12 protein-coding genes are annotated in these 12,389 nt (G+C 35.5%); 3 read left to right on the top strand and 9 right to left on the bottom strand.

The genetic code is table 11. The features are described from left to right. Positions 1–56 precede the first annotated feature (56 nt). Positions 57–560, top strand: a complete 504-nt coding sequence (locus HMPREF1208_RS05300) for a universal stress protein (protein WP_016425331.1) — start codon at positions 57–59, stop codon at positions 558–560. A gap of 317 nt (positions 561–877) precedes the next feature. Here HMPREF1208_RS05300 and HMPREF1208_RS05305 read toward each other — a convergent pair whose 3' ends face one another. The 9 genes from HMPREF1208_RS05305 to ezrA form a co-directional block, all read right to left on the bottom strand. Next, positions 878–2,077 carry an acetate kinase gene (locus HMPREF1208_RS05305; RefSeq protein ID WP_016425332.1) on the bottom strand — a complete coding sequence of 400 codons (1,200 nt, stop codon included), beginning with the start codon at positions 2,075–2,077 and terminating at the stop codon, positions 878–880. A gap of 78 nt (positions 2,078–2,155) precedes the next feature. Beyond that, positions 2,156–3,103 (bottom strand): class I SAM-dependent methyltransferase, encoded by a 948-nt coding sequence (locus HMPREF1208_RS05310; protein WP_016425333.1) that lies wholly within the window; start codon positions 3,101–3,103, stop codon positions 2,156–2,158. 107 nt (positions 3,104–3,210) lie between these two features. Next, positions 3,211–3,705: a thiol peroxidase gene (gene tpx, locus HMPREF1208_RS05315; RefSeq protein WP_016425334.1), complete on the bottom strand. Its 495-nt coding sequence runs from the start codon at positions 3,703–3,705 to the stop codon at positions 3,211–3,213. 61 nt (positions 3,706–3,766) lie between these two features. Continuing rightward, positions 3,767–4,351 (bottom strand): RDD family protein, encoded by a 585-nt coding sequence (locus tag HMPREF1208_RS05320; protein WP_016425335.1) that lies wholly within the window; start codon positions 4,349–4,351, stop codon positions 3,767–3,769. Between the two features lie 8 nt (positions 4,352–4,359). Next, entirely contained in the window at positions 4,360–5,349 is a 990-nt protein-coding gene (gene sppA / locus HMPREF1208_RS05325; RefSeq protein WP_016425336.1) for a signal peptide peptidase SppA, read from the bottom strand. A 152-nt stretch (positions 5,350–5,501) separates the two neighbouring features. Next, positions 5,502–6,278, bottom strand: coding sequence for a sulfite exporter TauE/SafE family protein (locus HMPREF1208_RS05330; protein WP_016425337.1), 777 nt, complete (start codon positions 6,276–6,278; stop codon positions 5,502–5,504). A gap of 19 nt (positions 6,279–6,297) precedes the next feature. Next, positions 6,298–7,518 carry a tRNA uracil 4-sulfurtransferase ThiI gene (gene thiI / locus HMPREF1208_RS05335; protein ID WP_016425338.1) on the bottom strand — a complete coding sequence of 407 codons (1,221 nt, stop codon included), beginning with the start codon at positions 7,516–7,518 and terminating at the stop codon, positions 6,298–6,300. Beyond that, on the bottom strand, positions 7,515–8,648 hold the full coding sequence (locus HMPREF1208_RS05340) for a cysteine desulfurase family protein (protein ID WP_016425339.1): 1,134 nt from the start codon (positions 8,646–8,648) through the stop codon (positions 7,515–7,517). Before HMPREF1208_RS05340 ends, thiI begins: the two co-directional genes overlap by 4 nt. Before the next feature lie 182 nt (positions 8,649–8,830). Then, a complete protein-coding gene (gene ezrA, locus HMPREF1208_RS05345) occupies positions 8,831–10,531 on the bottom strand; it encodes a septation ring formation regulator EzrA (protein ID WP_016425340.1) in 1,701 nt (566 codons plus the stop codon). A gap of 182 nt (positions 10,532–10,713) precedes the next feature. Between ezrA and HMPREF1208_RS05350 the strand changes: the two genes are divergently transcribed. Further along, a complete protein-coding gene (locus tag HMPREF1208_RS05350; protein WP_016425341.1) occupies positions 10,714–11,169 on the top strand; it encodes a GAF domain-containing protein in 456 nt (151 codons plus the stop codon). A 232-nt stretch (positions 11,170–11,401) separates the two neighbouring features. Continuing rightward, positions 11,402–12,004: a 30S ribosomal protein S4 gene (rpsD, locus tag HMPREF1208_RS05355; RefSeq protein WP_016425342.1), complete on the top strand. Its 603-nt coding sequence runs from the start codon at positions 11,402–11,404 to the stop codon at positions 12,002–12,004. Positions 12,005–12,389 lie beyond the last annotated feature (385 nt).

Here is a 12,389-nt window from a genome sequence, read left to right on the forward strand (position 1 = left end):
TTCATTTGCAAAATTTTATGATATAATAAAAGTGAAATAAGAAAGGGGTTTTCTCTATGTTTATGTACAAAAATATTTTGATTGCTGTTGATGGTTCTCATGAAGCAGAATGGGCGTTCAATAAAGCACTTGCCGTTGCAAAACGTAACGATGCAAAGTTAACAGTAGTGAATGTCATTGATTCTAGAACTTACACATCATTTGAAGTATATGATTCACATTTTACTGAAAAATCAAAATCATTTGCCGAAAAATTATTGGACGGCTACCGTCAAGTTGCCGAAGATGAAGGGGTTCATAATGTTGAAACACGTTTAGAATTCGGATCTCCAAAATCAATTATTCCTAAGTTAGCAAGTGAAGACGAATCAGGCGTAGACTTAGTCATGTGTGGGACTTCAGGGCTTAATGCTGTTGAACGCTTTATTGTCGGCTCAGTATCTGAAGCGATTGTTCGCCATGCAACTTGTGACGTACTTGTCGTTCGTACTGAACAAATCCCAGAAAACTTTGAACCAAAAGTTGCGACTGAAGAATTTTTGAAAGACTTTAGCATTTAAACCTAATCTTAATAAAGTGAATTATATTTAAAGATGTCATATTTTTAGAGCACATCTTTTATGCAGTGAGCGAATTAATAGTCGCTCACTGTTTTATTTTAATAATTAAATGCATTCAAAAACCTCTTCGCCCCCCTCTCCTAAAACAGAAAAGGTAGAGCTAAAATCGTTTTGATTTCAGTTCTACCTCAATCAGATGACGCGCGTGACTAAACACGTTTCACGAACCCTTACGTCATCCTTATTATGTGATTTCATAGTTTGAATTCTTTATAACTTAAGTCGCTTATACGATGTAAACTAATTTTTCCAACAAATTAAGCTAACTCACCAAAAGTCATTACATCTCGTGCAATCATTACTTCTTCATTCGTTGGAATCACTAACACTTTAACCGGTGAATGTAGGTAGTTTAATTCAGCTTCTTTACCACGTAATCCTTCGTTTTTACGAGGATCCCAATAAACGCCCATAAATTCTAATCCTTCTAATACACGCGCACGTACTGTATCAGAGTTTTCACCCACACCAGCAGTGAAGATAATTACATCAACGCCATGCATACGTGTCGCATATGATCCCATGTATTTATGGATACGTGAAGCGAATACTTCTAATGCAAGTTCTGCACGTTCGTTGCCTTCTTTTGCATCACCTTCAATATCACGTAAATCAGAAGAAGTGCCTGTAATACCTAATAAACCAGACTCTTTATTTAAAATATTTAATACTTCATCTGCAGTTTTACCTGTTTTTTCCATGATGAATGGAATAAGTGCTGGGTCGATATTACCTGAACGTGTTCCCATTGTCACACCTGCTAATGGCGTGAATCCCATTGAGGTATCAATTGATTTTCCACCATCAATCGCAGCAATTGAAGCACCGTTACCAATGTGACATGAAATGATGCGCAATTCTTCAACAGGTTTATTTAAAATTTCTGCTGCACGTTGTGATACATATTTGTGACTTGTACCGTGGAAGCCATATTTACGAATACCATATTTTTTATAGTAATCATAAGGTAAACTATAAAGGTACGCAGATTCAAGCATTGTTTGATGGAAAGATGTATCAAACACAGCCACATGCGGAATATTTGGTAAAAGCTTTCTAAAAGCTAAAATACCCATTAAATTCGCTGGATTATGAAGTGGTGCCAAATCTGTTAAGCTTTCAATATCACTTACAACTTGGTCATTAACAAGCGCTGATTGAGGGAAAACTTCTCCACCATGAACCACACGATGACCTGTACCGTCAATGTCATTAATATCATTGATGATACCATGTTTTTGTAAGCTTTCTAACATAATGTTAACAGCTTGTTCATGGTCTTTAATATCTTCTACCTCTTTAAATTTTTCGCCATTGAATTCAATGGTAAAAATTGAATCTTTTAAACCAATACGCTCGATTAAACCTTTTGTGATAAGTTTTTCTTCTGGCATTTCAATTAATTGAAATTTCAATGATGAGCTACCAGCGTTAATCGCCAAAATTAACTTTGACATGTAAACGGCCTCCAATATTTTTAATTTATTTAAATCTATTTAACCATTAATACAGTTTGATTTCAAGAGTGCAACAGCTTAATTTTTAGGGTGATTTTGTGACAACCAAGCCGTTAGTTCAGATAAAAATTGTTGAAAATTTTGTGGATTTTTAAAATCTGGAATATTTGCGAGTAAAACTTCTGCAGGCGTTGTGACGTGTTGTTCCTTACGTTGTAAAATTAAGATTGATTTTTGCGCACGCTCATTTTTGAATAAATTCTTTGGTAAATTAAGAAACGCTTGCATTTCTGTTTCTGTTGCAATGAAATTTTCTAACTGTTTCACATGCTCGCCTTCAAAAATTAGGCTTGGCACAACTAAGAAAACGTATCCTGATGGCTTAACCGCGTGAACCGCTTGCTCAATAAATAGATAATGTGAGAAACTGTGTCCCTCTTCAAAGCCTAACTGTAACTGTTCGCTTCGACTATCATTCGGATAATAACCAATAGGCAAATCTCCTACAACAACATCTGCATCTTCAAAAGGTAAAGGCATAATTGCATCTTGTGGATATACATCAAAAGGAATTTCTAGGAAGTTAGCCAGGTGCACACTGACTCTTGAAAGCACGGGGTCTACTTCAACAAGATGATGCATCAATGTATAATCCGTCATCACCTCATGAATTGTCGCACTTAGATGACCTGCACCGCTACCTAAATCAGCAATGTGCAACTCGGACTGGTCTTGTTGAAATTGAGAAACTAAGAAACCTAAAATCAATCCAATAGAGTCAGGCGTAATCTGATGATTCGCTTGAACTTCTTCTTTTTGCAACTGATTTAAGTATGCAAATTGAAAAGCTTTTCTTCTATCTTGTAATGTCGCTTGCTCTAACAATTCGCGTTGCGATGTATAAATACGTTCCATCGCTAAACCTAAATTTTCGATAAAGCTTTGACCATTTTCTTCATTTAATTGTTGCGTCAATTCATCGATTTGTTGGAACAATTTTTCCATTATCGATTTTGATTCTGTCATCAAATCATCCTTTCACAAAAACAGGGGACGAATCAGAAGTCTATCCATACAATTGGGACTTCTTCATCTCCCCCAATAATGACTATGATTGCCCTAATAATACCAGTTTAAACGTTTCGATAAGCTTCAAGTGCCGCTTCGAAATTCGGAAAATCTGTGCCTTCAGGTACAATTTCTTTATAAACCACTTTATTGTTTTCATCTAAAACAAACACAGAGCGTGCTAGTAATTGTAAACCTTCCATGATTAAACCATAATTTTCACCAAATGAATGGTTTTGGTAATCACTTAATGTAATCACATTATCTAAGCCCGTCGATGCACACCATCTTTGTTGTGCAAACGGCAAGTCAACCGAAATTGTTAAAACATAACCGTCTTCTGTGCTTGCTTCTTCGTTAAATTTACGTGTTTGTTGATCACAAACACCTGTGTCAAGAGATGGTACGACATTAATCATTTTTTTCTTCCCATCATATTGAGAGAGAGACACACCTTGTAAACTGTTATCAACGACAGTAAAATCTGGTGCCTGATCGCCTACGTTAACCTCTTTACCTAATAATTGAATAGGATTTTGTTTAAATGTAATTTGTGTCATTTATTGTGCCTCCTTAAAAGATTACTTTTTTATTATATCGTCTTGCTATGATGTTATCACGTCAGACACCTTCATTTTCTTTAATGTAATGAAGATATTTATTCTTTACGACCACCGTATTGGCAAAGTAATCATGTATACCGATATGCTTCGGTGTAAATATCACCGCAAGATAAGGCAAACCGAACAAGACATTTGAAATCAGTCTACCAATCCATTCTCTAAAAAGAACATCCGTCCAATTAGGTTGATGAATATCGACCGTATATACTTTTAGCCCCATAATCATCTTTCCAACTGTTTGTTGAAAGAAATAGGTCATTAAGACGAAGTAACCAAAGTATATCAATGCATCCAAAATATGACCTACACTAAAATAGTCAATCCATAATTTCCATTCATCGATACCCGTCAGTGCATAGAGTGGATTGAGGACAATTTGTGTTATCCCCCACAATATTCCTAAATCTATCAAATAACTGATGAAACGTCTCCAAAACCCTGCATAAAAGAAGGCGTTTAATTCATATTGATATTGTTCTATCGTTTTTTTAGCACGTTGATTGCCATGTTGAAACTGCTGACTATTCATATCATGATAGTTTGGTTGCGAAGGATTATAGTTTTGCTGTATTGATCTGTCCATCATACGACCTACCCTTCATATTTATACATCGGTCTCGTTTGAGCTTCATTGTTCAAGATTTGTTTGATATTTTGAACATCTGAGCGTAAACCATTCACAAATGATTTCATACCTAGAAAACTTGTTAAATCACTTGAGTTTTGATCAAAAGTGATGATTTGTGGATCATCTGCTTTAATGGCTTTCTCTAAGTCTTTTAACGTTTGATCTTTATACGCAATTTGATCTATTAGACCATTTGCTTTTGCTTGTTGTGCACTATAAATACGACCATCAGCGAGCTTTCTCACTTTCGCTTCAGACATGTGACGCGCTTTTTTAACAACATCAACAAATTGATCAAAACTATCTTTATTAATTGACTGAAGAATTTGTCTCTCTTCATCTGTCATTTTACGAGAGCCACTTAAAATATCTTTATGTGCACCTGATTTAATCGTATTGGTCTTAATACCTAGATCATCCAATAATTTTGAATAATCTTTTGACTCAGAAATTACACCAATAGATCCAGTCAATGTTTGAGGTCCTGCATAAATTTTATCTGCTGGTGCCGAAATATAATAACCACCAGAAGCTGCTAAAGTTTCCATTTGTACGTAAATCTTTTTACCCGCATCTTTAACTGCTTTCAATTTATGATAAAACTCATCACTTTCGTATGTACCGCCACCTGGGCTATTCACATTTAACAATACACCTTTTATTGAATCATCATTTTTAATTGTTTCAAGTTGATTTAAAGCTACTTGGTGATTATACTCACCGCCGCCACCAAATAAGCTGGGTGCACCTGTATCTTGTATTGCACCATTGACTGTAATTTCTGCAATTTGATTTGACTTGTCGCCTTCTTGTACAACTGTACTTGGGGCTTCAGCATTAATATTTACTTCTCCATTAAAAAAAGAAGAAACAATTGAGGTCAATGCACTGGTAAGAATTCCTCCTATTATGATGACACTCGCTAAAATTATTGCAATAATTCTTTTCGACATTTTTGACGTCCTTTCCTTTAGGTTACGTTCATAATAACAAATATAAGTTTTTTTCGCGATATTTCTTAAAATGATTATTTGTAATGCTGAATTTTTGTTAAAACCTTTACTTTCTCTTCACATTTTTACTTTATTGATGAACGTGTTCACTGTTATAAATATCTCTGAAAATAATCGAATGCATTTTTTAAGATTAAAACGAGCGTGATCACAATAAATAAGACTTTGACATAGCCTACACCTTTTTTAATAGCAAACCATGCACCACAATATGAACCCGCAATCATACTTATCGCCATAATCAAGCCATAAACATAATCTACACGGTCAAGAAATATAAAGAGCAATAATGCGCCTAAATTGGATGCAAAATTTAATACTTTAGCATTGCCTGCTGCACTTAAGAAATCAAAACCAAATAATAAAAATACAAATAATAAGAAGGAGCCTGTTCCGCCTCCTAAAAATCCATCATAAAAACCGATAATTGTAATCAAACCAATCAATAGCAGAACTTTGAAGGGCGTTAGCGTTTCGTATGTCCGAATACTGCCCCAATCTTTTTTTAAAAGTGTGTACAATAAAACAACCGTTAAAATGAAAATTACTAAAGGTTTGAGCAAATTTGCTGGTAAAAACACAGCGAGGCATGCGCCAATAATGGCCGCAATAAATGAAAGAGGAAATAATTTAAGTACAATATTTAAATCTACTTTTCCAGAACGAATAAAGCGAATCGCACTGGTCAAAGAACCAAATGCGCTCGCCAGTTTGTTAGTTCCAAGGGCCATGGCTGGTGGCATACCAATGGCTAACAAGGCAGGGATTGAAATCAAGCCCCCACCACCGACCACAGCATCAATAAATGCAGCCAAAAACCCTAATAAAATCACAATTAAAATCAATGTCCCATCCACTTCGAATATCATCGTCAAGCCCCCTTAATTACTAGAAAAAATCGCCATCCCATGCTTCTTGTTCTGCTTGATATGCATTGTAATTTTTATCGACAACGATTGTCTCAATGTTTTCAACAGCTTTATTGATCATATCTTCAAAATCAAATCCTGATTCATATTGAACCACTTTATCAAATTGTGGCTCTGTAATCGGATTTTTAGGCGTAAAAATCGTACAGCAATCTTCGTAAGGTTGAATTGAAGTCTCAAATGTACCGATTGCTTTCGCTTTTTTAATAATTTCTTCTTTGTCTAAAGTGAGCAAAGGTCTCAATATCGGTGTGTTTGTTACCGCGTTAATGGCATACATACTTTTGAGTGTTTGGCTCGCCACTTGGCCTAAATTTTCACCATTGACTATCGCATCTGCACCAATGTTATGAACGACTTTATCTGCAATTCTTAACATCATTCTGCGTGTAGAAGTCATCGTATAGCGTTCATTTACGACTTTATGAATTTGTTTTTGTACCTCTGTAAATGGCACGATATGCAATTTAATCGTACCTACCCTTTCAGCCATAATTCTTGTCAATTCAATAACTTTTTCTTTCGCTTTTTCACTTGTAAAAGGCGGACTATGGAAATGAATTGCTTCAATTGTGACACCACGTCGCATCACTTCCATACCTGCAACTGGAGAATCAATACCTCCCGATAACATTAGTAAAGTTTTTCCACCTGTGCCTACAGGAAGACCGCCAATAGCGGGGATAATGCGATCATACATATAGATGGCATCTTTTCTGACTTCTATCTTAATTTCATGCTTCGGGTTTCTTACATCCACTTTTAATTGCGGTGCACTTTTGAGTACTGCACCACCTACCATACGTTGAATTGCAAACGTTTCATGTTCGAACGTTTTATCAGAGCGTTTCACATCAATTTTGAATGTGTCGCCTTCTTGATAACTTTCTGCAAAAAGCTTCGCATGCTGATAAACCGTATCCATTGATTTTTCAATTTTTAAAACAGGGCTGATCGAATGGACACCGAACACTTTAGAAATTCGTGACATCATTTCTTCTATATCTGCATTCGGTTCTAATTGTATATACATCCGGTCACGATTCGCTTTAACGTCATACCCTTGTAACGGCATGAGCGCACGTTTTACATTTGAACGTAATTGGCTTACGAATGTTTTTCGATTTCCTCCTTTTAATGTTAATTCGCCATATCTGACTAAAATATGATCATAAATCATTTTAACAACTCCTTAACTTCCCGATATACCAGATCAAAAATAGATTTAAATTGCTCAATGTCTTCATCACGTGTATGTTGATCAAAAGACAGACGAATACTTCCTAAAATACGATCAACAGAAATATTCATCGCTTGCAATACTTCGTTGATGTTTGAATGTTTAGAAGAGCAAGCACTTGTCGTTGAAATCATGACACCATGCTTAGAAAATGCGTTCACGAGTACTTCTCCACGTACACCTGGAAAAGCTAAATTCAATATATGAGGAGATGCATCATGAGGTGAATTAATATAGACACCCTCATAATCTTTTAACCAATCTCTTAATGATTGATTCACGCTTTCAAGTGATTGCATTGTGTCTTGTTGTTTTTCAATAGCTAACCGAATAGCCTTAGCTAAAGCAACATTATTTGCCACATTGACAGTACCGCTTCTCAAACCAAATTCTTGCCCACCACCCTGTATTGTTGGATAGATGTGATGAACATTCTTTAATACAAGGAGCCCTTGTCCTTTAAGTCCGTTAAACTTGTGACCACTAATAGAGAGGCTATCAATCCCTTCCATTTGAATAGGATACTTTCCTACTGCTTGAACAGCATCGACGTGAAAATGAACTTTTGGATAATCTGTTAAAGCATCTATTATTTCTTTGATCGGTTGCACTTGTCCCATGATGTTATTGACTTGCATACATGTAACCAAAATGACGTCATTAGAAAGTAAAGATTTCAAATGATCAATATTGATTTTACCTTCCCCAGTCACTTTGACATACTTTAAATTAAACCCTTCTTTTTCAAGTTCACGCATCACTTCTAATACGGAAGGATGTTCGAGCACTGAAGTAATAATCGTATTGCCAAACGCTCTTTTTTGGTAAGCAGCGCCTTTGAGTGCCATATTATTAGATTCAGTCGCACCACTTGTAAAAATGAGTACTTCATTTTTCAACTGTAAAGACGCTTTAATTTGTTCTCTCGCATTTTCTAATAAACGACCGGCCTCTAAACCTTTATCGTGAGGACTATTGGGATTGAAGTAAAATTGTTCATTGACCTTAACAAAGCTCGACAACACAGAAGCATCGGGTTTCGTCGTTGCTGCGTTATCAAAATATAACATGTTATAAACTCCCTCTCTTTAAATATCATGTTTCATTGTACTACAACTCAACCGTTACATGTAAAATACAATCGCTATTTTCTAAAATTTATTGATTAAGGTCAAGTCCTGCACTCAAAAAAACCGAGTGAACCTATTTTAAATCGTTCACTCGGTTTTAAACCCTATTGTTTGATTACATTTTAAGGTTGTTGCTCTAAAACTTCTCTTACAATATATTGCGCGATACCTGGTTCTAACAATTCAAGCGCTTGTTCAGAAATTTCACTTGAACGTTTATAACGATTATTTTTAAAGAGTCTTTCTGCTTCATTAAGACTTTTATCTAAATCGTGATTATCTTTTCGATAACGGTTACCATATTGAATTAAACGTTCAGCATAGACAGCGTTGATTAATACGTCATTCGCCTCATCTTCAAATTTATTCATTTGAAGAACGACTTTATTCACTTTGTCTTTTAACTGTTGAACATTAATTGGGCGCTCACTAAAGCGTTTATTTACATCTCTCACTTCGTAATCAATTTCATTTTTCAAAATGATAAAGCGTTCTGGAACACTTGTGAGGTTAGAAGCAAGTAATCGTCGATAGATTTCTTCCTTTTTACCTTGTACACGTAAAATATGCTCTTCTGCTTCCGCCTCATCTTCACGTAATGAAACTAAGTGATTTTGTAACTTTTCTTGTTTTTCATTAATGACCTCAACGTGATCTTCGATATATTTTAAGTTATCTTGTACTTCACTATATCTCACTGCTGATTTAGCCATTTCTGATAAAATCTCATCGTAAACTGAAATTAAATTTTGAATTTCATTTTCAAATTGGCGAACACTTTGAACATCGCTCTCATTTATGTAATAGTTTTCGCGCACATATTCTATTTCAGTTTGTAATGTATAGTTCATATCTTTAGCATGAAATAAATCGCTTGTAATACGTTCTTTTGATTCTTCAACTGCATTTTTTGATTTAACTTCATGCTCGATTAAGTCATACATTTCATCAAGTTGGTCGTTGATTTCAACGAGTTTATCATTGGCTTCATCAAGTTCTAGACGGCTTATCATAGGTTCGACAAAGCTCAGCTCAGTTTTCAAACTTTGGAGTGTGCTGTCCACCTTCACATGATCTAAGTCATAACCTTCTACTTTTAAATCACGTACACCATATTTAAGATCTTGAAATTGTCCTGGCAACTCTTTTTGTGCTTCTCTGATTAAATCAGGAATTTCAGCCATATCTTCTTTTAAATAAGAAATATCTTGATCTAATGCTTTAATATGCGAATGCGCTTCTTGATAATTGCCTTCTTCTTTAAGCGATTCATAAACTTCAAATTCAGGTTCAAACGCTTCAATTTCTTTTTCTAATAGTCCTGCTGCTTCACCATATTGATGACGATTGGCTAAAACATCTCTTTTTAATTTGCGATGCTCATCTTTTGCTTTCTCATAAATGGTATCGCTTTCCTGATGTGTTTGAAAAACTTTGTCTGCTTTTCCGATTAACTCCTGATGTCTCGCTTCATATTGATCCATTAATGCATGGGCATCATCGATATCAGTTTGAGCCAATGAAAATTTGAATTTATCAAGATTAACTTCCGCTTCATGAATCTTTTCATCTACAGGAACTAAAAATTCAGTCGAACTTTCTGTCCAATTTTGGTTTAAAGCGTCAAACTGTGTTTTAGTCTCCCCAGATAAATGTAATGTCTGTAATTTTTCTAAACTTTCGTCATAAGACAATGCATTCAATTTTTCGCGTCGCTCTTCAGCAGACTGAATAATCGATCTTTTATTTGAACGCATATAAAATAAGATTCCGATTGCAGTCAAAATAATGATGATAATCGCTAGTATAATATATAGTGCCATGTCCACTCGTCTCCTCCTAAATACATAAAACCATTATAACGTAATTTCATGGCGCATTAAAATAAAATCTCAAAATATATAGACATTTTCCAAATTTTTATTTTAATCGTATTAGAAAATTGCGCACTCGCATTGAGATAGCTATAATATTGATAAAATTTGATTGAAAGCGAGTGAAAAAAATGACACAGTCTACTGATTATCAATTGTTAGCTAGACAATTGGATGCGCTTCTAGAAGGAGAAACGGATTTAATTGCCAATTTAAGTAATACTTCGGCTTTACTCAATGAAAATTTAGACCAAATTAACTGGGTTGGTTTTTATTTAATGAAAGAAGGTGCGCTGATTCTTGGACCATTTCAAGGGAAAACAGCATGCGTTCATATACAAGTGGGACAAGGAGTTTGTGGCACAGCTGTACAAGAAGGTAAAACACAACGCGTTGAAGATGTTCATGCTTTTCCAGGACACATAGCATGTGATGCGAATAGCCAATCAGAAATAGTTATTCCATTACATAAAAATGGTGAAGTTGTCGGCGTGTTAGATATTGACGCCCCTATCCAAAATCGTTTTAGTGCAGATGATGAAGCAGGACTTGAAAACATCGTTCACGTCTTAGAATCACACTTGTAAATTGATTTAATTTTATGTTTGACATTTCCTATCAAAATGGTACAATGAATTTTGTGTGAATTAACGAAAATAGCAGTTGTATATTAATAGGCACTATAATGTTCCCGAAGCGGACGTGCCGTGTAACCGGAGCTATGAGGCGAGGACACATAAAACATTATATCCTATTGAGCATTCAACACTCTTTTTTGTTTTTTCATAACAACAAAAAAGAAAAAGGAGGAGTCACATTATGGCTCGATTCAGAGGTTCTAGCTGGAAAAAATCTCGTCGTTTAGGTATCTCATTATCAGGTACTGGTAAAGAATTAGAAAAACGTCCTTACGCACCAGGACAACACGGTCCAACTCAACGTAAAAAATTATCTGAGTATGGATTACAATTACGTGAAAAACAAAAATTACGTTACTTATATGGAATGACTGAACGTCAATTCCGTAACACTTTTGAAACTGCTGGTAAACAAGGCGGTATCCATGGTGAAAACTTCATGATCTTACTTGCTAGCCGTTTAGATGCAGTTGTATATTCTTTAGGTTTAGCACGTACACGTCGTCAAGCACGTCAATTAGTTGGTCACGGTCATGTTGAAGTAGATGGTAAACGTGTAGATATCCCATCATATACTTTAAAACCTGGTCAAGTGATTTCAGTACGTGAAAAATCACAAAAATTAGCTATCATCGAAGAATCAGTTGAAATTAACAATTTCGTACCTGATTACTTAGACTTTGATGCTGATAGCTTAAAAGGTACTTTCGTTCGTCTTCCAGAGCGTAGCGAATTACCTGCAGAAATCAACGAGCAATTAATCGTTGAGTACTACTCACGTTAATCGTTAGCTTATATGACACCAAGTATGAATTCATACTTGGTGTTTTTTTATTCAGAGCTTGAGACGACAATTATGACTTCTCCTTCCAAGGTGCATGCCCCAGCCTGTAAGCTTCAGCTCGTCCAGTTCCCTCAGACATCTCTTCATCAACACTTCGTTGAGTGGTCCCTTATTTTAAAAGGCTGTACACTTTATATGGTGGTTATGTGTCTATAATAATTAAGTCGCAAACTTCCGATTGCTTCTTCGAGTCTCGCTTTCCCAGGCGCCTTACCTCAACTAATTTTGGCTTTTATTGTAGCTCATAAGAAGCCAAAATGGATTTTCGGTTTCGGCTCTATGCCTCGGGAGTCTCGACTCGGTACGCAATCTATTTAAGCAATTT

It is taken from the genome of Staphylococcus sp. HGB0015 (genome assembly GCF_000411275.1).
Lineage (GTDB): Bacteria > Bacillota > Bacilli > Staphylococcales > Staphylococcaceae > Staphylococcus > Staphylococcus schleiferi.